We start from the raw sequence: 26981 nt of genomic DNA, 5'->3' as shown, positions 1-26981 counted from the left end.
CTATTAGGCTCAGGGCATGTCCACGCATCCGCTTCCCGCTCCCCCGGAACTGCACTCCACGCTGGAGCGGATCTGTGAGACCGCGGCGGAGCTGACCCGGGCCCGGTACGCGGTGATCGGGATCGACGGCGCGGACCGCGACGGTCCGGCCGACTTCGCCTTCCACGGTGCCGACGAGGCGACCGCCCGCCGTGTCTGCCGGCGGCCCGACGGGCACAGCGGGTTGCGTCTGCCGATCCGGGTCCACGGGGAGATCCTCGGCAACCTCTGCCTGGCGGAGAAGCGGGACGGGCGGCCGTTCGACGACCAGGACGTGGACACGGTCCGGGTACTGGCCACCGAGGCGGGCATCGCCATCGCCAACGCCCGCCTGTACGAGGCCGCCCGGCAGCGCGAACGGTGGATCGACGGCTCGGTCGCCGTCACCACCGCGCTGCTGTCCGGCGGGGACGCCCATGACGCCCTCCAGCTCGTCGCCGAACAGGCCCGCCGGCTGTCCGGATCGGCCGCCGGGGTCGTGCTGCTGCCCGCCGACGAGGGCGGCCTGGAGATCGTGGCCGTGGCCGCGGACCGGCCGTCGACGATGCTCGGCGAGGTCGTCCCGCCGGACAGCGAGATCGTCGGCGAACTCCTCGACGGACACGCGGTGTTCGTGGCGGACGCCGCCGACGACCCGCGTACGCTCACGGCGTCCACGCGGGGCTACGGGCCGATCATGCTGCTCCCCCTCCAGAACGACGGGCGTGTCCTGGGCGCCCTGGTCATGCTCCGCGCCCGTGGCGAGCGGCCGTTCGGCGAGGACGAGCGCGCCCTCGCCGTCCGGTTCGTTTCACAGGCCGCGCTTGCGCTGATGATGGCCGAGGCCCAGCGCGACCGGGAGCGGCTCGCGGTCTTCGAGGACCGCGATCGTATCGCCCGTGACCTGCACGATCTCGTGGTCCAACGGCTGTTCGCGACCGGGCTGATGCTGGAGAGCGCCCAGCGCGGGTCCGTCGTGCCCGAGGTGCGGGAGGGCGTCGCCAAGGCCGTCGACGAGCTCGACGTCACCATTCAGGAGATCCGTACGGCGGTCTTCGCGCTCCAGCAGGGTCCCGCCGAGGCCCCGGCCGGGTTGTGCAGGCGCGTGCTGCGCGAGATCGACACGGTGGCCGTGCCGCTCGGCTTCAAGCCGTCGCACCGGTTCGTCGGGCCGGTCGACACCCGGGTCGGCGACCTCGTCGGCAGCAACCTCGTCGCGGCCCTTCGGGAAGCCCTGTCCAACGCCTTCCGGCACGCGGGCGCCTCCCGGGTCGACGTTGTCGTCGACGCCACGGCGATCCTCCCCGACGGTCGGCCGGGTGTGCGGCTGACCGTCGCCGACGACGGGGTGGGCATCCCCGACGGCGGCCGGCGCAGCGGTCTGCGGAACCTGGTGCGGCGTGCCGAGGCGCTCGGCGGCGACAGTGCGCACGGCCCGGGCATCGGGGCCGACGGCGCCGGTACGACGGTGGTGTGGCAGGCGCCGTACTGAGCCATCAGGGGCAGCGCGTCCCCCAGGCGTACGACTTGAACAGGACCGGGGCCCGGCAGCCGGGTCACGATCGCTGACATGCGCTCACCTCGCCGTCGTGTTCTGCTCGTTCCGGTTCTGCTGTGCGTGTCCGGGCTGCTCGCGACCCGGCCCACCGTCGCCGAGGGGGAGCCCGGCGAGGGCTCGGACTCCCGGATCAGTGCGCAGGTGGCGCGGCTGTACGAGGATGCCGCGGTGGCGACCCAGCGGTACGAGGCGGGGCGGCGCGAGGCGGAGAAGCAGCAGGGGCGGGCCCGGCGGGTGGAGGAACTCCTCACCCGGGAGCGGCGGGAGATCGCCGTGCTGCGCGAGGACCTGGGGCGCATCGCCCGCGCCCAGTACCGCGGTGGCGGCGGGCTGCCGGTCGTCGCGCAGCTGGTCCTGGCGGGCAGCCCCGACAAGCTGATGCGCGGGCAGCACGTCTTCTCGCAGGCGAACCTCGCCGTCGACAACGCGATCGGTAAGAACCGGCGGGCGGAGGCACGGCTGGCCGCCGACGAGGCGAAGGCCGTCGAGGCCTGGCAGGCGGTGGAGCGGCGTGCTCTGGAGCTCGCGCGGCTGAAGAAGGACATCGACGACAAACTCGAGCAGGCGCGGTGGCAGTTGCAGGGGCGGGCGGACGCGTCGGTGGCGGCGGGCGCCTGCCGCGGTGCGGTGCGACTGGACCAGTCGGCGACGCACTTCGTGGGCGACTGGGTCACACCGGTCGAGACGTACGCCCTGTCCGCGGCTTTCGGCAGCGGTGGCACGCGCTGGGCGAACCGGCACACCGGTCAGGACTTCGCGGTGCCGATCGGGACGCCGGTGCGGGCGGTCGGTGCGGGCCGCGTGGTGCGGGTGTCGTGCGGGGGCCCGTTCGGGATCGAGGTCGTGGTGCGGCATTCCGACGGCTACTACACGCAGTACGCCCATCTCGCCGCCGTCACCGTCGACCAGGGCGACGGGGTGACCACCGGGCGGTGGATCGGGCAGTCGGGCACCTCGGGCAACTCGACCGGTCCGCACCTGCACTTCGAGGTGCGGGTCACGCCCGACGCGGGCTCGGCGCTCGACCCGGTGCCCTGGCTGGCGGCACGCGGAGCTCCCGTCGGTTGAGGCCCCCCCCGCACCCGACTCGATCGGGCACAGGATGTCGGGTCCGGCCGGACGTCCGCCGCCTAGCGTGGTGATCGCAACGGCGGAAGGAGACCGGAGTGCTGGAGCGGCTCAACCAGGCCATGGAGTACATCGAGGGCCACCTCGACGAGCCGATCGACGTGACGGCGCTGGCGCACGGCGCGGCCACCTCGGAGTACCACCTGCGCCGGATGTTCTCCGCGCTGGCCGGCATGCCTCTGTCGGAGTACGTCCGGCGCAGGCGGCTCACCGTCGCGGGCGCCGAGGTGCTCGCCGGAGGGGACTCACTGCTGGAGATCGCGGTGCGCTACGGCTATGGCTCGGGTGAGGCGTTCGCGCGGGCGTTCCGCGCCGTGCACGGCGTCGGGCCGGGCGAGGCCCGGCGTACCGGCGCGGCGCTCGTCTCCCAGCCCCGGCTGGTCTTCCGCCTCACCGTCGAAGGGAGCAGCAGCATGCGCTATCGCGTAGTGGACAGGCCGGCCTTCACCGTCGCCGGCCTCAAGGCCCGGGTGCCCTTGGTGCACTCGGGGCCGAACCAGGCGATCATCGACTTCGTCCGCGGGATCGACCGGCAGGTCCTGGAGCGTCTGGAGGAGCTGTCGGACCAGGAACCACAGGGCATCGTGGCGGTCTGCGACGACCTGGATCCGAGCCGGGCCGAGGGCACCGAACTCGACTACTACCAAGGGGTGATCACGTCCGCGGCCGCCCCCGAGGGCACGTCCGCCCTGGCCGTACCGGCGGGCACCTGGGCCGTCTTCACCACCTCCGGGCCGGCACCGCAGGCCATCCAGGAGCTGTGGCGGGACGTGTTCACGCAGTGGTTCCCGTCCAACCCGTACCGCGGCCGCCCGGGCCCGGAGATCCTGCGTACCCGGCTGTCTTCGGACGGGACCGAGGCCGACGCCGAACTGTGGCTGCCGGTGGAGCGGGAACAGGGCTGACGTCCCCGAGGGAGAGCTACTCCCGCTCGGCGATCAGCCGTTCGATGACGACGGCGACCCCGTCCTCGTTGTTGGCGACGGTCTGTCCGGAGGCCGCCGCGAGCACGTCCGGGTGGGCGTTGCCCATCGCGTACGACCGGCCGGCCCAGGTGAGCATCTCGACGTCGTTCGGCATGTCCCCGAACGCGACGACCTCCTCGTGGGAGATGCCGCGTTCCGCGCAGCACAGGGCGAGCGTGCTGGCCTTGGAGACCTCGGGGCCGCTGATCTCCAGCAGGGCACTGGGGCTGGAGCGGGTGACGTTGGCGCGGTCGCCGATGGCCAGCCGGGCGAGGGTGAGGAAGGCGTCGGGGTCGAGCGTGGGGTGGAACGCGAGGATCTTCAGCACCGGCTCACCGGCCCCGGGAGCGTCCGGCGCCAGCAGTCGCTCGGCCGGCGCGAGGGTGTCGGGTATCTCCAGGTGCATCTTGGGGTACTCCGGCTCCTGGTAGAAGCCGTACGTCTGCTCGATGGCGTACATCGTGCCGGGCGCCGCCTCCCGGAGCAGCCGTACGGCGTCCAGCGCGTTCTCGCGCGCCAGTTCGCGCACCTTCACGAACCGGTGGGCGCCGGGGCCGCCGTGCAGATCGACCACGGCGGCGCCGTTGCCGCAGATCGCCAGGCCGTGCCCGTGGACGTGCTCGCTGACGACGTCCATCCAGCGGGCAGGGCGGCCGGTGACGAAGAAGACCTCGATGCCCGCCTCCTCGGCGGCGGCGAGGGCGGCGACCGTGCGCGGCGACACCGACTTGTCGTCGCGCAGCAGAGTGCCGTCGAGATCGGTGGCGATCAGCCGGGGCGGGAGGGTGGCGGCCGGGGTCTCGGGCTGTCGAATCGCTGAGGTCACCGGGCCATTCTCGCGCATATGCCCGTACGGCCGGGTGCGAGCCCGCACACACGGGACGCCGCCGGGCGGCGGATGACCTGATGCCGTGGTCAGCGCAGTTGCGCCGGGGCCTCCATGGCGATCTGCTCGAAGACCTTCTCGTTCGTGGCGAAGACGGAGTCGGCAACGGGCCAGTGCACCACGATCTCCGTGAAGCCGAGCTCCCGGTGCCGGCCCGCGAAGTCGACGAAGGCGTCCAGGGACTCCAGCGGACCGCCGCGGTCCGGGGTGAACCCGGTGAGCAGGATCTTGTCCAGCTCCTGCGCGTCCCGTCCGATCTCGGCGCAGGCGTCGGTGAGCTTCTCCACCTGGCCGCGAATGGCCTGAACCGACTGCTCGGGGGTGCCGTTCTCGTAGAGCTTGGGGTCACCGGTGGTCACCCAGGCCTGTCCGTACCGCGCGGCGAGGCGCAGCCCGCGGGGACCGGTCGCGGCGACCGCGAAGGGCAGCCGGGGGCGCTGGACGCAGCCGGGGATGTTGCGCGCCTCGTGCGCCGAGTAGTGGTCGCCCTCGTACGACACGGAGTCCTCGGTGAGCAACCGGTCCAGCAGCGGGACGAACTCGGCGAGGCGGTCGGCCCGCTCGCGCGGGGTCCACGGTTCCTGACCGAGGGCGGTGGCGTCGAAGCCGGTGCCGCCCGCGCCGATCCCCAGGGTCACCCGGCCGGCGGAGACGTCGTCCAGGGAGATCAGTTCCTTGGCGAGGGTCACCGGGTGCCGGAAGTTCGGCGAGGTGACCAGCGTGCCCAGCCGCAGGCGGTCGGTGGCGGCCGCGGCGGCGGTCAGCGTCGGGATCGCCCCGAACCACGGGTCGTCGCGGAAGGTGCGCCAGGACAGGTGGTCGTAGGTGTACGCGGTGTGGAAGCCGAGCTGCTCGGCCCGTGTCCAGGTGGAACGGCCCCCCTCGTGCCAACGGAGGTACGGGAGGATCACGGTGCTCAGGCGCAGACTCATGTCATCGAGCGTATGCGGACGACCGTGTTTCACGTGAAACAGTCACCGTGCGCGTCCCCTCAGCCACGGACTGAGGCCGATCAGGATGAATTCCTTGTGCACGCGGTCCTGCGGCAACGGCACCATCAGGAAGTGGGCGGGCGGGAAGCGCCGGCTCTTCACCCAGGCGTGGCCGTCGTAGAGGGAGCGGAGAAACGCGGGGACGTCGTCGCGGTCGACGTCGGGGCACTCCACGCCCTCGACGGTGATCAGGGCGTCGTCGTCGGGGTAGAGCCGCACGCTGACGCTCGGGCGGCCGCCGAGTTCGACGTGGGCCTCGTGCGGCAGCGAGCCGTCCGGGTCGGCGGTGACGCCCACGCCGGCCGAGGTGCGGCGGGAGGTCTGATCTGCGCCGATGTCGTGGGTGACCTCGATCTCGAGCGCGTACTGGGTGGCGATCGACCGGAGAGCGGTGACGGCGGCCTCAGTGGTGGGAAGGTGGTCCATACCTGTGATCATGCCGAAGGAAGTCGCGGCGAGGGAGCCGAGGACGCGCCTCAGTGCCGTTCCGGAAAGCGCAGGTATCGCTGGGGTACGGCCTTCGTCAGCCACACCCCGTTCGCACTGACGTGGAAGACGTGGCCGTCGCGGTGCATGGCTCCCGCGTCGACGGCGAGGACCACGGGGCGGCCCCGGCGCGCTCCGACCCGGGTGGCGGTCTCCCGGTCGGCCGAGAGGTGCACGTCGTGCCGGTTCATGGGCCGCAGCCCCTCGGCGCGGATCGCGTCCAGGGAGCGGCTCACGGTCCCGTGGTAGAGGTAGGCGGGCGGGGTCGCAGGGGGCAGTCCGAGGTCGACCTCGACGCTGTGGCCCTGGCTGGCGCGGATCCGGGTGCCGTCGATCGCGAAGCGCTTCTTGTCGTTGGCGGCGACTACGTGGTCCAGCTCGTCGCGGGTGAAGCGGAAGCCGTGCGCGGCGCAGGCCGCGATCAGCTCGTCGATCTCCACCCAGCCGGCCTCGTCGAGGGTGAGGCCGATCCGCTCGGGCTGGTGCCGCAGGTGTTTCGAGAGGTACTTCGACACCTTCACGGTGCGTCTCTCGTCCCTGTCCATTTCGTTCATCCGCTCAGCATGACGCGAGAGACACAGATCACGCACTTTGTTTTGGGGCGCAGGTTTGGTCCACAGCCAACTGTAGTTATCCACAGGCCAGTTGGCGTTTCTGTGGACAACTGACAGCGCCCTCAGCTCTCTTCATCAAGATCATCTGACGTTCCATGACTTGAGACCAGACGATCCAAGGCCCGGGCACGCACCTCTCGTTCGGCCGCGAGCGCGAGAAAGCCCGCGGCCCGCTCCGGTCCAACGAGCGTCTCCACGGCCCGCATTGTCTCCACCGGAACCCGCACCGTCCGCGTCCCCGACAGGGGTGGCGGCGGATCGCCCGCGCCGAGGTGCCGGCGCAGATGATGGCCGGCGAACAGGCGCATGGCCCGCGCCAGTTCGGCGTCCACGGTCTGCCGGGCGAGCGGGCGCAGCCGTCGGACGAGTGAGGCCGCCTCGGCCGCGTCCGCGTCGGTCGGGCGGTGCGGTCCGCCGAGATAGCGTGCGAAGACATGCTCGGTGGTGAACTCCAGGAAACGGGCGGCGATCTGCTCGACCTGCCCCCTCAACTCCCGCAGATGGGCGGTGATCGCGCCCAGGGGGACCCCGGCGGCATGCAACTCCACCGCCACCGAAAGCTCTTGGGGGCTGGGCACGAGGAACCCGTCCTCGTCGCCGGGGACGGGTTCCAGCACGCCGAGCGCCACGGCGTCGGCGATCGCTCCGTCGTCGGCGGTGCCGCCGAAGCGGGCGGCGAGGTCCGCGCGGGAGACGCGGGAGGGCTCCTCGTCGGTCCACGGACCGTCGACCTCGGCGACCAGCCCCAGGACACCGCCCAGGCCACGGCCGGTGTCGTGGGCGTCCAGGAGCTCCTTGATGGAGGCGAGGGTGTAGCCGCGGTCGAGGAGGTCGGCGATCTGGTGGAGGCGGGTGAGATGGGCGTCGGAGTAGTGGTTGGCCCGCCCCTGACGCTCGGGGCGGGGGAGCAGACCACGGTCCTGGTAGGCGCGGATGGTGCGGACGGTGGTGCCGGTGAGATGGGCGAGCGTCTCTATCCGGTACGGGGGCCGGGCGGACGGTCCGGTGGTCAAGTCGCCTTCCTCCCCTCGGCCGTTGCCGTGGTGGACGGTGAGTGCGCGGGCGGGAGCGGCGGGGCCGTGCGGCGGCTCACACCGGCGGTCCCACCCGCGCCAGCGCCCGCAACGCCCTGGGCAGGAAACGCGACAGGGCATACGATCCCCGCGCCTCCGGGGTGACCGGAACCATCGCCTTGTTGAGCGCGACCGCCCGCAGGATGGCGTCCGCGACCTTCTCCGGCGGGTAGTTGCGCAGCCCGTACACGCGCGTGGAGCGTTTCTGACGGCGCCGCTCCTCCTGCGCGTCCACTCCCACGAAGGTCGCCGTGGCGGTGATGTTGGTGTTCACCAGGCCGGGGCATATCGCGGTGACGCCGATGTCCTGGTCGGCCAGTTCCGCGCGCAGGCACTCGCTGAGCATCAGGACAGCCGCCTTGGAGGTGCTGTAGGCGGGCAGTGCCTTGGACGGCTGGTAGGCGGCCGCCGAGGCGGTGTTGACGATGTGGCCGCCCTGCCCGCGCTCGGCCATCTGCCGGCCGAAGAGACGGCAGCCATGGATGACACCCCACAGGTTGACGTCCAGAACCCTGCGCCAGTCCTCGGGCGTCGTGTCGAAGAACGAGCCCGACAGCCCGATGCCCGCGTTGTTCACCAGCACGTCCACCACGCCGTGTTCCGCGTGGACCTTCGCCGCGAGCTTCTCCATCGCCTGCTCGTCGGAGACGTCCACCGCCTCCGCCCAGGCCTCGGGCGCGCCGATCAGAAGCGACATCTCGGCGGTGCGGGCCGCACCCTCGGCGTCCCGGTCGACGGCGATCACCCGGGCACCCGCCTCGGCGAACGCGAACGCCGTGGCCCGCCCGATCCCGCTGGCCGCACCGGTGACCAGCACCAGCTGACCGCCGAAGCGCTCGGCGTACCGGCCGCAGGCGGCCTTGCGCACCGGCTCGGCCGCGCCGTCCGCCCGGGCCCCGCCCGCCGCCTCGGCCTCCCGCTCCTTCTCGACCGACAGGACGAAGTCGTCGATCCAGGAGGCGAGCCGGTCGGGTCGGGTGCGCGGGATCCAGTGCCCGGCCGGCAGGGTGCGCCGGGTCAACCGCGGCACCCACTCGTCCAGTTCGTCGTACAGCCGCTCCGACAGGAACCGGTCCCCCGAAGGGGTGATGAGCTGCACGGGCGCGTGGGCGTGCGCGTCCGGACGCGGGCGGCGCAGGCGGGGCCGTACGTTGTCCCGGTACAGCCAGGCTCCGTGCGCCGCGTCCGAACTCAGCGACGGAGTCGGGTAGTCGCCGGCGGGGATCTTCTCGATCCGCCGCAGGATGCCCGGCCAGCGCTTGCCGAGCGGACCGCGCCAGGCCAGTTCGGGCAGGGCGGGGGTGTGCAGCAGGTACACGTACCAGGATTTGGCGCCCTGGCCGAGCAGTTGGCCGACCCGGCGCGGAGTCGGCCTCGTCAGGCGTCTGTTGATCCAGTGGCCGAAGTGGTCGAGGGACGGCCCGGACATCGAGGTGAAGGAGGCGATGCGGCCCCTGGTGCGTTCGACGGTCACGAACTCCCACGACTGCACCGAGCCCCAGTCGTGCCCCACGAGGTGCACCGGCCGGTCCGGGCTGACCGCGTCCACGACCGCCAGGAAGTCGTCCGTGAGCTTCTCCAGGGTGAACCCGCCCCGCAGCGGCTTCGGCGCGCCGGAGCGGCCGTGCCCCCGGACGTCGTACAGCACCACATGGAACCCGTGGCGGTCCGCCAGCCGGGACGCGACCTCGGACCACACCTCCTTGCTGTCCGGATAGCCGTGCACCAGGACGACCGTCGGCCGACCGGGGTCCCCCAGCTCGGCCACGCACAGTTCGATCCCGCCGGTCCGCACCCGCCGCTCACGCGCACCCTCTGGCAACGTCACTTCCCCTCCGCCTTCCCTGCCTCGTCCGTGGTCGCTTCCCTGCCCGCCCAGCGGCGGACGTGCGGCACATCGTCGTCCAGCCAGAACGCGCTCTCCTCGGGATCCTCGGAGTCGGTGACGACGAGGATCTCCTCGAACTTCGCGCCCGTGCCCCGGAACCCGAGATGGGGCTCGACCGCCCACAGGCCCGGCCGCGGCGGATGGTCGGAGAAGCGGTACGGCGACCACAGCGGCGACCAGCCCTCCCGGTGGCCGTGCAGCGCGTCGGACAGCAGGCCCTTGAGGGACTGGGTGCCGAACCCGAACAGCCGGGGTGAGAAACGGCGTTCGCCGACCCGGTCCACCTTGTGCGCGATCACGCCGAAGGGATAAGCGCGGTGCCGGTTGGCGTAGCCCTGGCGGACCATGAGGCGGTCCACGTCGGCGTAGATCTCGCGTAGCGACCGCCGCTCGCGCACCTCGCGCAGGATCAGCTCCCGGTGTGCGGCGAGGTCGGCCATCAGCCTCTCCTGCACCGGATGGGCGCCGAGCGCGCCCGAGTAGCCGATGTCGGCCGTGTACCCCTCGTACACCGGTGCCAGGTCGAGGATGAACGGCATCCCCGGCTCCAGCCGGCGGCCGGTGGGGAAGAACTGCAACGGGACGCGGAAGCCGGTGAACGCCGTGCGGTCCCCGAACCAGGCGAACGGCAGGTGGAACCAGTCACGCACGCCCCGCTCGCGCAGCCATTCCCGCTGCATCCGCGCCGCCTCGCGCTCCGTCACACCCGGTCGCAGTTCGGCGGCCACCGCCTGCGCGCATTCGTACGCCAGCCGCTGCACCCGTCTGAATCCCCGCAGCTCGGCGGAGAGTTCGCGTGTCCCTGCCGTCGGTGCCGTCGTCATGCCACCCCGTCCCACCCGGTCCCCGGTCGACTGCGCCACGTGCCCGTAACTTGACATCGCCGAATGTGACAGTTGTTAGAGGCCGCGTCAATAGGCGGGTCCGGAGCCTGTGGAAAACCCGTCGTGGGCGCCCCCGTAGCTCTCAGGCATGGCATCCCCTACGGACCCGTACATCTGAGGTCTGAGGCGAAGACGGCTCTGAGGTCTGACGATTTTCGTGGCGTGCGTCACTAATTTCGATGACGTGACTGTGATCGCGACCGAAAGCCTGAGCAAGCGGTTCCCCCGGGTGACCGCTCTTGACCGGCTCTCTGTGGACGTCGGGCCCGGTGTGACCGGCCTCGTCGGAGCCAACGGAGCCGGCAAGTCCACATTGATCAAGATCCTGCTGGGTCTGTCGCCCGCCACGGAGGGCCGAGCCGAGGTGCTCGGCCTCGACGTCGCGAGCAAGGGCGCCGACATCCGCGAGCGGGTCGGCTACATGCCGGAGCACGACTGCCTGCCGCCCGACGTCTCGGCCACCGAGTTTGTCGTGCACATGGCCCGAATGTCCGGCCTGCCGCCCACCGCCGCGCGTGAGCGCACCGCGGACACCCTGCGCCATGTCGGCCTGTACGAGGAGCGCTACCGCCCCATCGGCGGCTACTCCACCGGCATGAAGCAGCGCGTGAAGCTCGCCCAGGCCCTCGTCCACGACCCCCAGCTGGTCTTCCTGGACGAACCGACCAACGGCCTCGACCCGGTCGGCCGTGACGAGATGCTGGGCCTGATCCGCCGTATCCACACCGACTTCGGCATCTCGGTCCTGGTCACCTCCCACCTGCTGGGCGAACTGGAGCGCACCTGCGACCACGTCGTCGTCGTCGACGGCGGCAAGCTCCTGCGCTCCAGCTCCACCACCGACTTCACGCAGACCACCACCACCCTCGCGATCGAGGTCACCGACACCGACGACCACCCCGACGGCACCCTCGCGGTCCGCGAGGCGCTGCACGCGCGCGGGGTGGAGGTCCTGGACGCGAACAGCGCCCTGCCGGGCGCAGGCCACGTCCTGCTGCTGACCGCGCAGAGCGAGGACACCTACGACGTCGTCCGGGACGTGGTCGCCGGCCTCGGCCTCGGCCTGGTGCGCATGGAACAGCGCAGGCACCACATCTCCGAGGTCTTCACGGACAGCGACGCAAGCAACGACCAGCAGCGGAAGGAGGCCGTCGGCCATGGCAGTTGAACACCCGGTCACCGCCCCCTCGGACGACCAGACCCGCATCCACAACATCGGCTACCGCAGCTACGACGGCCCCCGTCTGGGCCGCGCCTACGCCCGCCGCTCCCTCTACTCGCAGTCCCTGCGCGGCGCCTACGGCCTCGGCCGCTCGGTGAAGTCGAAGGTGCTGCCGATGCTGCTCTTCGTGGTGATGTGCGTGCCCGCGGCCATCATGGTCGCCGTCGCCGTCGCCACGAAGGCCGACGAACTCCCCGTGGACTACACGCGGTACGCGATCGTCATGCAGGCCGTCATCAGCCTCTACGTCGCCTCGCAGGCGCCCCAGTCCGTCTCGCGCGACCTCCGCTTCAAGACCGTGCCGCTGTACTTCTCGCGGCCCATCGAGACCTCGGACTACGTACGCGCGAAGTTCGCGGCGCTGGCCTCGGCGCTCTTCGTCCTCACCGCGGCCCCGCTGCTGGTGCTGTACATCGGCGCGCTGCTGGCCAAGCTCGACTTCGCCGACCAGACCAAGGGATTCGGTCAAGGACTCGTCTCCGTGGCACTGCTCTCACTGCTCTTCGCCGGAATCGGCCTGGTCATCGCCTCGGCGACGCCACGACGCGGGTTCGGCATCGCCGCCGTCATCGCCGTCCTGACCATCTCCTACGGCGCCGTCTCCACGCTCCAGGCCATCGCCGACGCGCAGAACAGCACCGGTTCCATCGCCTGGATCGGCCTGTTCTCGCCGGTCACCCTCATCGACGGCGCGCAGTCCGCGTTCCTGGGCGCCACCTCCGCCTTCCCGGGCGGGATCGGCCCGTCCGACGGGGAGGGCGTGGTCTACGTCCTCGTCGTCCTCGGCCTCATCGCCGCGAGCTACGGCCTCCTGATGCGCCGCTACCGAAGGGTCGGACTGTGACCACGCTCAGCATCGACCACGTCTCCCGCTGGTTCGGCAACGTGGTCGCCGTCAACGACATCACCATGACCATCGGACCCGGTGTCACCGGCCTGCTCGGCCCCAACGGCGCCGGGAAGTCCACCCTCATCAACATGATGGGCGGCTTCCTGGCCCCCTCCACCGGCACGGTCACCCTCGACGGACAGCCGGTCTGGCGCAACGAGGCGATCTACCGGCACATCGGCATCGTCCCCGAGCGCGAGGCGATGTACGACTTCCTCACCGGCCGTGAATTCGTCGTCGCCAACGCCGAGCTGCACGGCCTGGGCGCCAAGGCCGCGCAGAAGGCACTGGCCACGGTCGAGATGGAGTACGCGCAGGACCGCAAGATCTCCACGTACTCCAAGGGCATGCGGCAACGCGTGAAGATGGCGTCCGCCCTGGTCCACGACCCGTCGCTGCTGCTGCTCGACGAGCCCTTCAACGGCATGGACCCGCGCCAGCGGATGCAGCTCATGGACCTGCTGCGGCGCATGGGCGACGAGGGCCGCACCGTGCTGTTCTCCTCGCACATCCTCGAAGAGGTCGAGCAACTCGCCTGGCACATCGAGGTCGTCGTCGCGGGCAGGCACGCGGCCAGCGGCGACTTCCGCAGGATCCGCCGTCTGATGACCGACCGACCGCACCGCTACCTGGTGCGTTCCAGCGACGACCGCGCTCTCGCGGCCGCGCTGATCGCCGACCCGTCGACGTCCGGCATCGAAGTCGACCTCGCCGAGGGCGCCTTGCGTATCCAGGCCGTCGACTTCGGCCGCTTCACCGCGCTGTTGCCGAGGGTCGCCAGGGACCACGGCATCCGGCTGCTGACGGTCTCGCCGTCCGACGAGTCCCTCGAGTCCGTGTTCTCTTACCTGGTCACGGCGTAGGAGGCCCTGATGTACGACCCCACAGTCGCCCGGCTCACCTACCGGGCCCTGCTCGGCCGTCGCCGGGCCCTCATCCTGGGCGCCCTGCCGCTGCTGCTGATCGCGATCTCCGTGGTGGTGCGCGGCCTCGCCGGCGCCGACGACCAGACGGCGTCCGACCTGCTAGGCGGGCTCGCGCTCGCCACGATGGTGCCGATCATCGGCGTCATCGCGGGCACGGGCGCGATCGGCCCGGAGATCGACGACGGCTCCGTGGTGTACCTGCTGTCCAAGCCGCTGAAGCGGCCGACGATCATCTTCACCAAGCTGATCGTGGCGATCGCGGTGACGATGGTGTTCTCGGCGCTGCCCACGCTCGTCGCCGGCTTCATCCTCAACGGCAACGGCCAGCAGATCGCCGTCGCCTACACGGTGGCCGCCCTGGTCTCCTCCATCGCCTACGCGGCGGTCTTCCTGCTGCTGGGCACGGTGTCCCGGCACGCGGTGGTCTTCGGCCTCGTCTACGCCCTCGTCTGGGAAGCCCTGTTCGGCTCCCTGGTACCGGGTGCGCGCACGCTCAGCATCCAGCAGTGGTCGCTGGCCGTCGCCCACAAGGTGGCGGGCGGCGACCTCGTCACCTCGGACGTCGGACTGACCACGGCGACGGTACTGCTGGTCGTGGTGACCGTGCTGGCCACCTGGTACGCGGGGCAGAAGCTGCGGGCGCTGAAGCTCGCCGGCGAGGAGTGACCGACCCCGCCGGGGGGGGCGGGGCGGGGCGGCCGTTCTTGACGGTGGCTTCACCCGCGCCCCGGCACACTGGGCGGAACGGACATGACCAGGAGGACGGGGATGGCGGACGACGATGCGTTGAGCGGTGGTCGCGAGCGGTCCGAGGGGGAGGTCTGGAACGACCTCGTCCTGGACGAGGACTTCATACGGTCCGCCGAGACGTCCGAACCGTCCGCCCGGGCCCGGATGCTGGCCGCTCGCTGGCGGGCGGAGGAACCCGAGCCGCAGCCCTGGCGCTCCGACGACCCGCCCGCGGGCTGGTTCTTCAGCAAGGCGCGTCGACGCAGGTGGCGCCGCCGATAGCCGTCGCTCGGCCCCGGCCCTCGCACGGGCGTTTTATTCGGTGGCGCCCAACTCGTCCCCCGGGCACAGTGGTTGTACCCCCGGGGCCGGAAGGGATCCGGTGCCACAGACTGGGAGGAGCTCGACGATGCCCATGCACGGCAGTCCGTCGAGTTCCCTTCAGGGCAGCCAGGGGCGGGTTCCGGAGTAGTTAGCCCTCCGTCGAATCCGTTCCGTACAGGGGAGCTGCCCGGGGCGGCCGCTTCGAGCACGCGATTGTCGCTCTCGCGTGGGCCGCCCACCCGGAGGATTGGCCGAGAGGCAAGGCACCGGCTTGCTAAGCCGTGGTCGGGGGCGACCCCGCGCACGTTCGATCCGTGCATCCTCCGCGGGGCGTTGTCACGGGGACTTGGCGGGGTTGTGCGGGTGGTTCGGCCCGGCGCCGTCGGGTCGTCGGGTGGGGTGAGGACCTGACTCTCTTCCCCCCCCCGGGCCATCCACACAGCCTCGCCGTGTCTATGCGGGCAGCATGCCTTCCAGGGTGACGGCGATGCCGTCGTCGTCGTTGGAGGTGGTCACCTCGTCGGCTACGGCCTTCAGTTCCTCGTGGGCGTTGGCCATGGCCACGCCGCGGGACGCCCAGGCGAACATCGGGATGTCGTTGGGCATGTCGCCGAAGGCGATCGTGTCGACGGCCTTCAGGCCCAGGCGGCGGGCCGCGAGGGAGAGGCCCGTGGCCTTGGAGAGGCCCAGGGGGAGCAGCTCCACGATGCCCGCGCCGGCCATCGCGACCGTGACGAAGCCGCCCGCGGCCCGTCGTGCGGCAGCGGCCAGCGCGTCGTCCGACAGCTCGGGATGCTGTATGTAGATCTTGCTCAGCGGGGCGGACCAGAGGTCGGACGCATCCGTGAACGGCGTCGACGGCAGGGCGCCGGTGAGCGCGTAACCGGGGCCGACCACCACGTCGCCGTCCAGGCCGTCGCGGCTGGCCGCAAGGTACAGCGGGCCGACCTCCGCCTCGATCTTGGCCAGCGCCACACCGGCGAGCTGCCGGTCCAGGGTCACCGAGGTCAGCAGGCGGTGCGCGCCGGCGTCGTAGACCTGGGCGCCCTGGCCGCAGACCGCGAGGCCGTCGTAGTCGAGGTCGTCGAGGATGTGCCGGGTCCAGGAGACCCCGCGGCCCGTCACCACGATGTGCGAGGCCCCCGCCGCGGTGGCCGCGGCGAGGGCGTCACGGGTGCGCTGCGAGATCGAGTCGTCGGAACGCAGCAGCGTCCCGTCGAGGTCGGTCGCGATCAGGCGGTAGGGGAACGCGGCGGTCACTTGGCCACCGGCTCCAGGATCTCCCGGCCGCCGAGGTACGGGCGCAGCACCTCGGGCACGTACACGGAACCGTCGGCCTGCTGGTGGTTCTCCAGGATCGCGACGATCGTGCGCGGGACGGCGCACAGCGTGCCGTTGAGCGTGGCCAGCGGGCGGACCTGCTTGCCCTCGCGGACACGGATCGACAGGCGGCGGGACTGGAACTCGGTGCAGTCCGAGGTCGAGGTCAGCTCGCGGTACTTGCCCTGCGTCGGGATCCACGCCTCGCAGTCGAACTTGCGGGCGGCCGAGGAGCCGAGGTCACCGGAGGCGACGTCGATGACCCGGAACGGCAGCTCCAGCGCGGACAGCCACTGCTTCTCCCACGCCAGCAGACGCTGGTGCTCGGCCTGCGAATCCTCGGGCTTGACGTACGAGAACATCTCGACCTTGTCGAACTGGTGGACGCGGAAGATGCCCTTCGTGTCCTTGCCGTGCGAGCCGGCCTCGCGGCGGAAGCAGGGCGAGAAGCCCGCGTAGCGCAGCGGGAGCTTGTCCGCGTCGATGATCTCGTCCATGTGGTACGCGGCGAGGGGGACCTCGGAGGTGCCGACGAGGTAGAGGTCGTCCTTGTCGAGGTGGTAGACGTCCTGCGCCGCCTGCCCGAGGAAGCCGGTGCCCGCCATGGACTGGGGGCGGACCAGGGCCGGGGTGAGCATCGGCGTGAAGCCGGCGGCCGTGGCCTGGCCGATCGCCGCGTTGACCAGGGCCAGCTCGAGCAGGGCGCCGACGCCGGTGAGGAAGTAGAAGCGGGAGCCGGAGACCTTCGCGCCGCGCTCGACGTCGATCGCGCCGAGGATCTGACCGAGCTCGAGGTGGTCCTTGGGCTCGAAGCCCTCGGCGCCGAAGTCGCGGATCGTGCCGTGCGTCTCGAGGGTGACGAAGTCTTCCTCGCCGCCCACGGGCACGTCGGGGTGCACGAGGTTGCCGAGCCGCTGGAGGAGTTCCTGGGTCTCGGTGTCGGCGGCGTCGCGTTCGGCGTCGGCCACCTTGACGTCGGCGGCGAGCTGGCTCGCCTTCTTCAGGAGCTCGGCCTTCTCGTCCGCGGAGGCCTTGGGGATGAGCTTGCCGAGCGACTTCTGCTCGGCGCGCAGCTCGTCGAAGCGGACGCCGGACGACCTGCGCCGCTCGTCGGCGGACAGGAGGGAGTCGACGAGCGCGACGTCCTCTCCACGGGCACGCTGGGAAGCGCGCGCACGGTCGGGGTCCTCACGGAGCAGGCGAAGGTCAATCACGCGGCCAAGGCTACCCGTGCGGGGTTGCGGCTCACGACACCATTCCGCACGGTGCGCGACCCGTTCCGAATCATGGCTTACGTTGCGTTATGGGTGAATTGCCCAACGTGTCAATAAAAAGTGTCTCACTCCCTGGGACGGGGCATGCGGCGGGCGCCTGGTTGACTCGATTCCCTTGCGCGAGAGGGGACTTGGGGGAGGTGTTGTCCACAGGCGGCCCCACTTCTGAAACGGTTATCCACAGGGTGTGCGAAAGATCTGTGGACATGGGAATTGATCATTCCGATACCGCCGTGCGCGGCGGGTAATTCCATGCCCAAACCCGACCCCGGCCCTCTTTCGGGTGGAAATGGGTCACCCCAAAGGATTGATCGAAGGAAACGGAAGGAAACAGGTGGGCGAAGGGTGACTCAAGGGGTGGGGGCCGCAGTGGGGTGCTCCAGGGCGATTTGTCGACCGGATGGCACTTCGTTGTCGACTTGTCCCCAGGTCGAGAAGCGGGCCTGTGGATAACTTCTGTGGATAACGTAGATGTGCAGATAGGACCGGCCGGATGGGCAGAGAGGACCGGCCGAAACGGCTTCTAGAACCGGCCGTCCTGGCAGCGCGCCACCCAGTCCGCCGCCGCCACGAACTCCCCGTCCGAGGTCCCGGCCGGCGGAGCCGCCACGTCCGCCACGCTGACTTCCGCGCGCGGGTACGAGCCCAGGAAGCGCACCTCACGGCAGATCCGCTTCAGCCCCATGAGGGCCTCGGCCATCCGGCGGTCGGAGATGTGCCCCTCGGCGTCGATGCAGAAGCAGTAGTTGCCGATACCGGCGCCGGTCGGGCGGGACTGGAGCAGCATGAGGTTGACGCCCCGGGTGGCGAATTCGCCCAGCAGGTCGCGCAGGCCACCGGGATGGTCGTCACGCTGCCACAGGACGACGGACGTCTTGTCCGCGCCGGTCGGTGCCGCGGGCCGGGCGGGCCTGCCCACCAGCACGAACCGGGTCTGGGCGTTCTCGGCGTCGTGGATCTCGGTCTCCAGGGCGGTCAGCCCGTACCGGGCGGCCGCGAACTCGCCCGCGAAGGCGGCGTCGTATCGGCCCTCCTGGACCAGCCGGGCCGCGTCCGCGTTCGAGGCGGCCGACTCCCAGGCGGCTTCCGGCAGGTTCGCCTTCAGCCAGTTGCGGACCTGCGGCTGCGCGGCCGGATGCGCGGAGACCGTCTTGATGTCGGCGAGCTTCGTGCCGGGCCGGACCAGCAGCGCGAAGGTGATCGACAGCAGCACCTCGCGGTAGATCATCAGCGGGGTGCCCGCGACCAGCTCGTCCAGGGTCGTGGTGATCCCGCCCTCGACGGAGTTCTCGATGGGCACGAAGGCGGCCTCGGCCTCACCGGTGCGCACCGCGTCCAGCGCGGACTGCACCGACACGTACGGGATCAGCTGGCGGGTGGCCGACTCCGGAAGCGTGCGCAGGGCGACCTCCGTGAAGGTGCCCTCGGGGCCGAGATACGCATAGCTCGCTGGCATGACCTCACCCTAATGGCCCTTGCCGAAGCGGGTGTACGCGTCTCATGACAGCCCCACGCAGGAATGAATCCGCCCGAGGAGGCGTAACTTCCCGCCCCCGGCCCGCCCCCGGGTCGTCCCGTCCCGGACGTCGAGCCTCGGGATGTGCGCCCCGGCCTTCCGGTCCCGGCCCCCGGCCCCGGCCGTCACGCCTCCAATAGGCGCTGCCCCACGTACTCGCCCTTCGCCGCGCCGCCCGGCACCGCGAACAGGCCGCTCGCCTCGTGGCGGATGTACTGCGACAGGGCGTCCCCGCGGTCCAGCTTGCGCTGCACGGTGACGAAGCCGCGCAACGGGTCCGCCTGCCAGCAGACGAACAGCAGACCCGCGTCCGGGGTGCCGTCCGGATCGATGCCGTCGTGGTACGAGAAGGGCCGCCGCAGCATCGCGGCTCCGCCGTTCTGGTCGGGGCGGGTGATACGGGCGTGCGCGTTGAGGGGGACGACCAGATCGCCGTTCGCGTCGGTCTTCTCCAGGTCCATCGCGGTCGTCTCGGTGCCGCCGGACAGCGCGGCCCCGTCGGTCTTGCGGCGCCCGATGACCTGCTCCTGCGCCTTTCCCGTGAGCTTCTCCCAGTCGTCGAGGAGCATGCGGATACGGCGTACGACGGCGTAGGAGCCGTCGGCCATCCAGGCCGGGTCCTTCGTGCTGTCCGCCGGGACGAAGATGCGCTGGTCGAAGTCCGACTCGGTCGGCTTGGGATTGCGGGTGCCGTCCAGCTGACCCATGAGGTTGCGGGCGGTCATGGGGCGGGCGGTGGCGCCCGGCGTCCGGTTGAAGCCGTTCATCTGCCAGCGGACCCTGGCCGCCGCGCCCGCGTCCTTCTGGATCGCGCGCAGGGCGTGAAAGGCGACCAGGGCGTCGTCCGCACCGATCTGCACCCACAGGTCGCCGTTGCTGCGCGTTTTGTCGAGGTGGTCGGAGGAGAAGTCGGGGAGCGGGTCCAGGGCGAACGGGCGCTGCTTCTCCAGGCCGGTGCGGGTGAAGAAGCTGTTGCCGAAGCCGAAGGTGACCGTCAGCGAGGAGGGTCCGGCGTCCCGGGCCACGTCGGTGTCGTCGGTGGCGGTGGCCTCGCCCGCCATCAGCCGCCGGGCCGTCTCCGACCAGCGGCGCAGCAGCGCGGCGGCCTCCTTGCGGCCCGCGCCGGCCGCGAGGTCGAAGGCGACGAGATGGCCGCGGGCCTGGAGGCCCTGGGTGATGCCGGGCTGATGTTTCACGTGGAACATCGCCTCGCCGGCGCCGATCGAGGACAGCGGTGTCGCCTGTGAAGGCGCGGCCGTGTAGCCGACGGCCCCGCCGGCCGCGCCGAGCGCGAGCCCGGTGGCGCCGGCGGTGCCGAGCAGCCTGCGCCGTGACAGCCCCTCGGAGCCCTCGACGGGGGAGGGGGTCTTCGAGGGGGCACCCGCCTCTGTGTCCACGGAGGTGCGGGCCTCGGGGCGGGACTGCGGAATGGACTGGTCGGGCATGGTGCGGTTCAGCCGATCTGCGCGTTCTTGGAGACGGTCACCTGGTCGACGTCGGAGGTCCGTACGGTCACGGAGATCTCCCACTCGCCGGCCATGGGGATCTGCACGCCGTTCGCCGACCAGTGGCCGGTCGTGATGTGGTCGGGGGTGACGGGCAGTGGCCCGATGTCCTTGGCTTCGAGGGTGAAGGCGACCTTGACCTCGGGCACGTCGAAGGCGCGGCCGTTGGGGCGGGTCACATAGACGTGCATCTCGTTGGCGCCGGTGCGCGCCGGGTCGAGGTCGACGCTGACCACGCCCTTGCCGTCCGTTCCGCCGGTGTCGAAGGACATGTCCAGGGTCAGGGCGCCCGATGCGGAGTCCCCCGTGGCGGACGAGGAGGAGGACGAGGCCCGGCCGGCCGCGGCGGCGTCCTGCTCCGTACGGCCGGGTTCGGTCGACGTCAGGACGGTGGTGACGGCGAGCAGCACGACGGCGACGCCGGCCTCGGTGAGCACCGAGCGGCGCAGGCCGAAGCGTTGGGGGTCGGCGTCCCGCAGCCGCTTCTGCCGGGTGGCGTCGACGGCGGCCCGCTGCCGGGCGAGCTGCGCGGCCCGCTCGGCGTTCCCGGAGCCGGGCTCGGCGTCGCCGGACGTCTGCTTGACGGTGTCGCCGGTCGCGGCCGACGCCGTGACGCGTTCCTTCTCGGGCGCGGACTTGCGTACCGCTTCCTTGGCCGACGCTTCCTTGGTCGCCGTTTTCCTGGTCGCCGTTTTCCTGGTGGTCGTGTCCGCCAGCCTTGCCGTCCACCGCCGCGAGACCGACGCGACGCCGACGAGCAGCGCCACGAGTCCGATCTTGACGAGCAGCAGCTGGCCGTAGCGGGTGTCGGTGAACGCGGACCAGGAGCCGAGCTGGCGCCAGGACTGGTAGGTGCCGGTGGCGACCACGACGAGGACGCTGCTGAAGGCCAGCCGGGAGAAGCGGCGCGCGGCGGGGGCCTCTACGGGCCGGTCGGCGGGCGCCCGGAACAGGGCGACGAGGAGTGCGGTGAGCCCGCCGAGCCAGGTCGCGACCGCCAGCAGGTGCAGCACGTCGACCGGCATGGCGATGCCGGGCTGGAGTCCGGTCGAGGCGTGCTCGGCCATGGCCCAGCTGGCCGCGAGCCCGGCGGCCACGACGGTTCCGCCGATGGCGAGCCCGAAGGTCAGGTCCCGCTTCTCCTCGCCCTCGCGCTTGTCGTACGCGCCGAAGAGCACGGCGATGAACAGCGCGGCCGCGGCGAGCAGCAGCAGCCGTGACACCAGGGCCGCGCCCGTCTTGGTCTGGAGGACCTCCCCGAGGAGGTCGAGGTCGAAGATGTCGCCGACCTTGCCGGAGCTGGTGTAGGAGCCGCGCAGGAGAAGCAGGAACAGGGTGGCCGCGGTCATCGCGACCCAGCCGGAGACGACGAGCCGCTGCAGGGCCCGTACCCCGGTACCGCGCTGCCAGCAGGCGAGCACGAAGGCGGCCCCGCCGGTCATCACGATGAACCCGGCGTACGACACGTACCGGCCGAAGCCGTAGAGCCAGCCGACGACGCCTCCGCCGGCGGCCTGGTCGGACACCGAGACGCTGGTCTTGGAGGGGGAGCCGATGGAGAAGGTGTAGGCGCCGGCGACGGGATGACTGTCGGCGGACACCACCTGGTAGGTCACCGTGTAGGTGCCGTCGGGCAGCCCCGAGTGCAGTTGCACGGCGTAGGTCGTGCCGCTGACCTCGGACGGCTTGCCGGTGTCGACCCGGGTGCCCTTGGGGTCCAGGACGCGCAGCGAGTCGTCGTTCATGGAGACGGTCTCGGAGAAGGTCAGCGACACCTGTGTGGGCGCCTTGTCGACCACCACCCCCTGCGCGGGGTCGCTGCCGGTCAGCGCGGCGTGCGCGGATGCGGGCCCGGCGCCTGCCAGGAGCGCACCGGTGACCGCCAGGAACAGCAGCACGAGCATCCGGACGCGGGGGACGATGGTCTGCGTCAAGGTGGTCCCTCCCTCAGTGGCCGGTCTTCGGGTTGTACGTGGCGGACTCCACCGGAATCTCGACCTCGACGGGGTCGGACGCGGCGAAGTGCAGCTCGACGGTCACGGTCTTGCCCCGCACCGGCTTGCTCTTCAGCTTCTCGAACATCAGATGGTTTCCGCCGCTCTTGAACACGAGTTGACCGTGCGCGGGCACGTCCAGGGACGTGACCTCCTCCATCGACGACCCGACGGTCTCGTGGAGGGTGACGCTGCCCGCCGCGGCGCTCGTCACGGAGGTCAGCTCGTCCTTCGTACCGCCCTTGTTGACGATGGTCAGGAAGCCGGCGGCCATGGTGTCCGAGACGGGCTGCGGGATGTAGGCGGCCCGGACGGAGAGTTCGGCCCGCCCGTCGGAGTCCGACCCGCATCCCGTGAGCAGCAGCGCCCCGGCGATCAGGGCGATGGGCGCGGCGAGCGGCCGGACGGGTCCGGAGGGCTTCGCACGCCTCACGGGTTCGCGCCCTTGACGATCTTGGGGAGGTCCTTGGTGTAGTCGTCGACGTCGGCGTCCTCGCCGTAGAGGAGGTATCCCCCGTCGGTCTTCGGGGAGAAGGCGACGACCTGGGTGCCGTGGGTGGAGACGATCTTGCCGTTCTTGTCCTTGTGCGGCGCCTCGACGGAGATGCCGAGGGTGCGGGCGGCGGCCTGGATGGTCGCGAACTTCCCGGTGAGGCCCACGACCTGCGGGTCGATGCCCTTGAGCCACTTGCCGAGCGCGGCCGGGGTGTCGCGGTCCGGGTCGGTGGTGACGAACACGACGCGCAGCTCGTCCTGCTCGGCCTTGGACAACTGCTTCTTGGCGACGGCGATGTTGTTCATCGTCAGCGGGCAGACGTCCGGGCAGTTGGTGTAGCCGAAGTAGATCAGCGTCGGGTGGCCCGCGGTCTCCTTGCGGAGGTCGTAGCTCTTGCCCTGGGTGTCGGTGAGGACCAGGTCGGGCTTGGTGAAGGGCTGGTCGAGCACGGTCGCGGCCTGCTGCTTGCCGTTCTCGGAGACGACGGCGACGGGGCTGCTGCCGCTGTCGCCGCTGCCGCAGGCGGAGAGGGTGAGGGTGGCGGCGGCGAGCAGCGCGGCCACGGCGAACGTCTTCTTGCGCATAGAGAAATGTCCCAGATGTGTGAACTCCGGCGCGCACCGGGGTGTACGGGGCGGGATGTACGACAGGGGCGTGCGTACGGCCCCGGTGCGCACCGTCGAGGAGCAGGCGTCGGGCGACGGCGGCCGCCCGACGCGGGGGTGGGGCTCAGGCCTCGGTCGTGGTCCGGCGGCGGCCGGCGAGAACGCCGTACGCGACACCGGCGGCGCCGACGACGATGCCGACGACGCCGAGGACCCGGGCGGTGGTGTCACTGCTGTCCGAGTCGGAGGCCGCCTCGGTCGTCGCGGCGGCCGCCTTGGCGTCGTCGGATGACTCGTCGGAGGCGTCCTCGGCGGTCGTGCCGTGGGAGTGCTCGTCCTCGGAGGCGGCGGCCAGGGCGAGCACCGGGGCCGGGTTCTCCGGCTCCTCCGCGCCGTCCTCCTGGACCTCGATCCAGCGCACGACCTCCTTGTTGGAGTACGTCTGGATCGCCTTGAAGACGAGTTCGTCGGCGTCCTCGGGGAGCGCGCCGACGGAGACCGGGAACTTCTGGAAGTAGCCGGCCTCGATGCCCTTGCCGGTGGCCGTCCAAGTGATCTTGGAGACGGCCTCGGAGATCTGCTTGCCGTGCAGCTCGATGGGCTTGGCGAGCTTCGACTTGGTGACCTCGATCTTCCAGCCGTTGATCGGCTCCGGCATCGCGGAGGCCAGCGGGTGGTCGGTCGGGAAGGTGACCTCGAGCTTGGTGGTCGAGGCGTTGTCCCGCTCGTTGGGGACCTTGAAGTCGACGACCGCGTAGCCGCCCTTGGCGGCGGTGCCCTCGGCGGCGACGCTGACGTGCGCGAAGGCGGGCGAGGACAGGACGAGAACGGCGGAACCGGCGACGGCAGCGGCGGCGGCGACGCGGGAGGCGATACGAGAGGCCTTCATGACAGCGAGCACTCCACTCTGAGTGAATCTGCGGGTGGGAGAGGCGTGGGCACGGAGATGCGCACGCGCGCGTGCCGCACGACAGCGGCCGTTCCCCCCGAGGTGCGGTGGAGTGCTGGTCGTGTCGCGTCAGGCAGCGAGGACGAGAAGGGATACGTCCGGCGGGCCGCGCCTGATCACCGAGTGCTGGAGCGCGGTGGTACGGGGTGCGGGCGCTGCCGCGAGCAGGGCGGTGCGCGGGACGCGCGGTCCCGCCCCGGGCGCGGCGGGCAGCCCGGCGAGCAGGGCGCGCACCAGCGCGAGCGCCCCGCGCAGGGAGCGTACGAGCGCCCCCTCGGCGACGCCGTGGGCCGACAGGGCGAGCAGCCGCAGCAGGGCCGTGTCGCCGCGCCGCAGCAGCCATCCGGCGGCGACGGCCGCGAGGACGTGGCCGAGCAGCATGGGCAGGGACGGCAGCAGGGACATCGAGGTGCCGGCGCTGGTCAGGGCGTCCGCGGGATGGTGCGCGGATCCCATGCCGCTCATGCCGCTCATGTCCGCGGCGCCCCCCGAGGCCGCGCCGTCGCCGCTCGGGTAGAGCCGCGCGTCGACGAGGATCCGCTGGGCCTGGGCGGGGCTGATCGCCGCCGCCGTGGCCCCGCACACCAGCCGGGCCGCCCGCGCGACGAGCGTGGCGTCGGACAGGGCCGACGCCGTGGTGGAGGCGGAGGCGGTGACGGAAGCCGTGACCGAGGCGGTGTGCTGGCCGAGTCCGAACAGCGTGTGCAGCACGGTCTGCCCGACCGCGAGGAGTACCGCTATGCCCGGCAGCGACCGCTCGCGTCCGGCGAGCGGCACCACGACCGCGAGGGCGCCCAGGAATCCCGCGCCCAGAGTCCACAGCGGAACCGTGGCGCAGGAGGCCATGGTGTGCCCGGCCGCGGCCAGCACGACGCAGACCGCGGCGAACACCGAGGCCCGCAGCAGCCGTAGATCGCGACCTGAGCGCTCGCTGTGGGGGGCAGTCATGGCGGGCTCATCATCGCACTGGCCTCACCGCGGTCATACGGCAGGTCCACAAGATTCCGTACGATGCGGAAGATCAGGTTCTGTGATGACTGATGCGACTGATGACCCTGAGTCCTACATACACCGATTTCAGGGCCGCGGGCATCCCCCATATGGGCGGCATCACGTGGAATTCGCGCTTACACAGGGCCTTGAGGGGCAATACGTATCGGTATGTCGAGCCGCGGCCTGGAGGCTGGAGCATGAGCATCTGGTGGTCACTCCATCTGCGGCGTGATGCCGCGAGCGTTCCGCTCGCCCGCCGCCTGCTGCTCGGCACGATGGAGACGGCGGGCGTCGATCCCGACGTCAGTTACGACCTCTCCGTCGCCCTGAGCGAGGCCTGCGCCAACGCCGTCGAGCACGGCGGGGGCGCCGCACGCGGCGGCTGTTCGGAGGCGTACCGCGTCACCGCCTACCTCGACGGCGAGAAGTGCCGCATCGAAGTCGCCGACTCGGGACCGGGTTTCGCCGGCGGACGCACCCCCCGGGCCGACCGCTCGGTCCACAGCGACACCTACGCCGAGCACGGCCGCGGCCTCTACCTCATCCAGGAACTCGCCGACCATGTCCACATCGGCAACAAGCCGGGGCGCAACGGCGCGGTGGTGAGTTTCGACAAGATCCTCAAGTGGCGCAAGGACGCCCCCCTCATGGCGGTCTGACCGTCCGTCAGGTGTGCCGGGCGTCGATCTTGGCCGGTCAGGGCCGGTAGGAGCCGTTCCGGCGGCGGGAGTTCAGCTTTCTCAGCACTCACAGGTTCCTCTCAGCGTTCCCCCATGCCGCTGACTGGTGGCGTTCCTACGTTCATGTTCATGACGGGAAACCACAAAGACTCCACCATCACCCGGCGCCGCGCCCTCGCGGTGACCGGCGGTACGGTCGCGGCCGGCGGACTGGCCGTCGCCGGGTACCAGTCGGCCTTCGCCGACTCGGCCGCGGACACCGGGGCGACCGCGTCGGCGTCCGCCACCTCGACCTCGACGAGCAGCAGCTGTATGACGCTGATGACGAGCGTCACGGAAGGGCCCTATTACCTCGATGGTGCCTTGGTGCGCAAGGACATCACCGAGGGCAAGAGCGGTGTGCCGCTGACCCTGCGCCTCACCGTCGTCGACGCCACCGACGGCTGCACGCCGGTCTCCGGAGCCGCTGTCGAGATCTGGCACTGCGACGCCTGGGGCTACTACTCCGGCTACACGACCGCCAACCCCGGCGGCTCGGCCCCGGCGGAGAGCGAGGACGGCTCCACCGCCGACGACGACACGTACCTGCGTGGCTACCAGATCGCCAACGCCAACGGGGTCGTCAAGTTCGAGACGATCTTCCCGGGCTGGTACACCCCGCGCACCTGCCACATCCACCTCAAGGTGCACACGGGCGGCGCCAAGGAGGACGGCACCTACGAGGGCGGCAAGGTCAACTACACCGGCCAGCTCTTCTTCCCCGACGACGTCGCCGAGGAGATCTTCACGCTGGAGCCCTACGCGCAGCACTCCGGCAGCTACACCACCCTCGACAACGACATGGTCTACGACGGCGGTGGCACCTCCAGCGGCCTGCTGGCCCTGAAGGCCGTGCACAAGGCCGATCCCTCCAAGGGCTACAAGGGGTCCATCACCCTGGGCGTCGACCCCGACGCCGAGAGCACCGGCGCGGGCGGCGGAGGCGGCGGCACGCCCCCGAGCGGCGAAGCCCCGACGGGCACCCCGCCGAGTGACGCCCCGTCGGCCTCCGCCTCCTCATAGGGTCG

The 26981-nt window shown here is 71.1% G+C and carries 26 protein-coding genes and 1 tRNA gene; 11 read left to right on the top strand and 16 right to left on the bottom strand.

What is annotated here, in order from left to right; all coding sequences use genetic code 11:
* The first annotated feature begins 16 nt into the window (after positions 1–16).
* The 3 genes from ABT070_RS19145 to ABT070_RS19135 all read left to right on the top strand — a co-directional run bounded on the left by ABT070_RS19145 (position 17) and on the right by ABT070_RS19135 (position 3609).
* Positions 17–1510, top strand: a complete 1494-nt coding sequence (locus ABT070_RS19145; RefSeq protein ID WP_351761825.1) for a sensor histidine kinase — start codon at positions 17–19, stop codon at positions 1508–1510.
* A 78-nt stretch (positions 1511–1588) separates the two neighbouring features.
* Entirely contained in the window at positions 1589–2644 is a 1056-nt protein-coding gene (locus tag ABT070_RS19140; protein WP_351761822.1) for a murein hydrolase activator EnvC family protein, read from the top strand.
* Positions 2645–2742: 98 nt separating this feature from the next.
* Positions 2743–3609 (top strand): AraC family transcriptional regulator, encoded by an 867-nt coding sequence (locus tag ABT070_RS19135; protein ID WP_351761819.1) that lies wholly within the window; start codon positions 2743–2745, stop codon positions 3607–3609.
* A 16-nt stretch (positions 3610–3625) separates the two neighbouring features.
* Here the strand turns inward: ABT070_RS19135 and ABT070_RS19130 are convergent, their stop codons facing one another.
* The 7 genes from ABT070_RS19130 to ABT070_RS19100 form a co-directional block, all read right to left on the bottom strand.
* A complete protein-coding gene (locus ABT070_RS19130) occupies positions 3626–4513 on the bottom strand; it encodes an HAD hydrolase family protein (protein WP_351761816.1) in 888 nt (295 codons plus the stop codon).
* 71 nt (positions 4514–4584) lie between these two features.
* Entirely contained in the window at positions 4585–5487 is a 903-nt protein-coding gene (locus tag ABT070_RS19125; protein ID WP_351761813.1) for an LLM class flavin-dependent oxidoreductase, read from the bottom strand.
* A gap of 42 nt (positions 5488–5529) precedes the next feature.
* Positions 5530–5973 carry a hypothetical protein gene (locus tag ABT070_RS19120; protein ID WP_351761810.1) on the bottom strand — a complete coding sequence of 148 codons (444 nt, stop codon included), beginning with the start codon at positions 5971–5973 and terminating at the stop codon, positions 5530–5532.
* 50 nt (positions 5974–6023) lie between these two features.
* Complete coding sequence (locus ABT070_RS19115) at positions 6024–6587, bottom strand: RNA 2'-phosphotransferase (RefSeq protein ID WP_351761807.1); 564 nt, start codon at positions 6585–6587, stop codon at positions 6024–6026.
* Between the two features lie 122 nt (positions 6588–6709).
* Positions 6710–7660: a MerR family transcriptional regulator gene (locus ABT070_RS19110; RefSeq protein ID WP_351761804.1), complete on the bottom strand. Its 951-nt coding sequence runs from the start codon at positions 7658–7660 to the stop codon at positions 6710–6712.
* A gap of 76 nt (positions 7661–7736) precedes the next feature.
* Complete coding sequence (locus ABT070_RS19105) at positions 7737–9548, bottom strand: SDR family oxidoreductase (RefSeq protein WP_351761801.1); 1812 nt, start codon at positions 9546–9548, stop codon at positions 7737–7739.
* Positions 9545–10432 carry a M24 family metallopeptidase gene (locus tag ABT070_RS19100; RefSeq protein WP_351761798.1) on the bottom strand — a complete coding sequence of 296 codons (888 nt, stop codon included), beginning with the start codon at positions 10430–10432 and terminating at the stop codon, positions 9545–9547. Before ABT070_RS19100 ends, ABT070_RS19105 begins: the two co-directional genes overlap by 4 nt.
* 250 nt (positions 10433–10682) lie before the next feature.
* Here ABT070_RS19100 and ABT070_RS19095 point away from each other — a divergent pair, with 250 nt between their 5' ends.
* The 6 genes from ABT070_RS19095 to ABT070_RS19070 all read left to right on the top strand — a co-directional run bounded on the left by ABT070_RS19095 (position 10683) and on the right by ABT070_RS19070 (position 14908).
* Positions 10683–11660 carry an ABC transporter ATP-binding protein gene (locus tag ABT070_RS19095; protein ID WP_351762207.1) on the top strand — a complete coding sequence of 326 codons (978 nt, stop codon included), beginning with the start codon at positions 10683–10685 and terminating at the stop codon, positions 11658–11660.
* Entirely contained in the window at positions 11650–12558 is a 909-nt protein-coding gene (locus ABT070_RS19090) for an ABC transporter permease subunit (protein ID WP_351761795.1), read from the top strand. Before ABT070_RS19095 ends, ABT070_RS19090 begins: the two co-directional genes overlap by 11 nt.
* Positions 12555–13466, top strand: coding sequence for an ABC transporter ATP-binding protein (locus tag ABT070_RS19085; protein WP_351761792.1), 912 nt, complete (start codon positions 12555–12557; stop codon positions 13464–13466). The genes ABT070_RS19090 and ABT070_RS19085 overlap by 4 nt, the downstream gene beginning before the upstream one ends.
* Before the next feature lie 9 nt (positions 13467–13475).
* Positions 13476–14195 carry an ABC transporter permease subunit gene (locus tag ABT070_RS19080; RefSeq protein WP_189923753.1) on the top strand — a complete coding sequence of 240 codons (720 nt, stop codon included), beginning with the start codon at positions 13476–13478 and terminating at the stop codon, positions 14193–14195.
* A gap of 102 nt (positions 14196–14297) precedes the next feature.
* Positions 14298–14540: an SGM_3592 family protein gene (locus ABT070_RS19075; protein ID WP_351761789.1), complete on the top strand. Its 243-nt coding sequence runs from the start codon at positions 14298–14300 to the stop codon at positions 14538–14540.
* A 283-nt stretch (positions 14541–14823) separates the two neighbouring features.
* Positions 14824–14908, top strand: a tRNA-Ser gene (locus ABT070_RS19070).
* A gap of 127 nt (positions 14909–15035) precedes the next feature.
* Here ABT070_RS19070 and ABT070_RS19065 read toward each other — a convergent pair.
* The 9 genes from ABT070_RS19065 to ABT070_RS19025 all read right to left on the bottom strand — a co-directional run bounded on the left by ABT070_RS19065 (position 15036) and on the right by ABT070_RS19025 (position 25189).
* On the bottom strand, positions 15036–15842 hold the full coding sequence (locus ABT070_RS19065; protein ID WP_351761786.1) for an HAD family hydrolase: 807 nt from the start codon (positions 15840–15842) through the stop codon (positions 15036–15038).
* Positions 15839–17116, bottom strand: a complete 1278-nt coding sequence (gene serS / locus ABT070_RS19060; protein WP_351761783.1) for a serine--tRNA ligase — start codon at positions 17114–17116, stop codon at positions 15839–15841. Before serS ends, ABT070_RS19065 begins: the two co-directional genes overlap by 4 nt.
* Before the next feature lie 583 nt (positions 17117–17699).
* Positions 17700–18632, bottom strand: coding sequence for a prephenate dehydratase (gene pheA, locus ABT070_RS19055; RefSeq protein WP_351761781.1), 933 nt, complete (start codon positions 18630–18632; stop codon positions 17700–17702).
* Positions 18633–18817: 185 nt separating this feature from the next.
* The gene (gene efeB, locus ABT070_RS19050) at positions 18818–20137 is read right to left on the bottom strand and encodes an iron uptake transporter deferrochelatase/peroxidase subunit (RefSeq protein WP_351761778.1); all 1320 of its coding nucleotides are present in this window, start codon (positions 20135–20137) and stop codon (positions 18818–18820) included.
* An 8-nt stretch (positions 20138–20145) separates the two neighbouring features.
* Positions 20146–22131 (bottom strand): copper resistance CopC/CopD family protein, encoded by a 1986-nt coding sequence (locus ABT070_RS19045; RefSeq protein ID WP_351761775.1) that lies wholly within the window; start codon positions 22129–22131, stop codon positions 20146–20148.
* Positions 22132–22144: 13 nt separating this feature from the next.
* On the bottom strand, positions 22145–22624 hold the full coding sequence (locus ABT070_RS19040; RefSeq protein ID WP_351761772.1) for a copper chaperone PCu(A)C: 480 nt from the start codon (positions 22622–22624) through the stop codon (positions 22145–22147).
* Positions 22621–23271, bottom strand: a complete 651-nt coding sequence (locus ABT070_RS19035; RefSeq protein ID WP_351761769.1) for an SCO family protein — start codon at positions 23269–23271, stop codon at positions 22621–22623. The genes ABT070_RS19040 and ABT070_RS19035 overlap by 4 nt, the downstream gene beginning before the upstream one ends.
* Before the next feature lie 145 nt (positions 23272–23416).
* Positions 23417–24181, bottom strand: coding sequence for a YcnI family copper-binding membrane protein (locus ABT070_RS19030; protein ID WP_351761766.1), 765 nt, complete (start codon positions 24179–24181; stop codon positions 23417–23419).
* Between the two features lie 129 nt (positions 24182–24310).
* Positions 24311–25189, bottom strand: a complete 879-nt coding sequence (locus ABT070_RS19025) for a hypothetical protein (RefSeq protein ID WP_351761763.1) — start codon at positions 25187–25189, stop codon at positions 24311–24313.
* 242 nt (positions 25190–25431) lie between these two features.
* Between ABT070_RS19025 and ABT070_RS19020 the strand changes: the two genes are divergently transcribed.
* Positions 25432–25893, top strand: coding sequence for an ATP-binding protein (locus ABT070_RS19020; RefSeq protein ID WP_351761760.1), 462 nt, complete (start codon positions 25432–25434; stop codon positions 25891–25893).
* A gap of 150 nt (positions 25894–26043) precedes the next feature.
* A complete protein-coding gene (locus tag ABT070_RS19015) occupies positions 26044–26976 on the top strand; it encodes an intradiol ring-cleavage dioxygenase (RefSeq protein WP_451101072.1) in 933 nt (310 codons plus the stop codon).
* Positions 26977–26981 lie beyond the last annotated feature (5 nt).

The organism is Streptomyces sp. NPDC002884, assembly GCF_040295245.1.
GTDB lineage: Bacteria > Actinomycetota > Actinomycetes > Streptomycetales > Streptomycetaceae > Streptomyces.
This window is presented reverse-complemented; position numbering and strand designations above follow the sequence as displayed.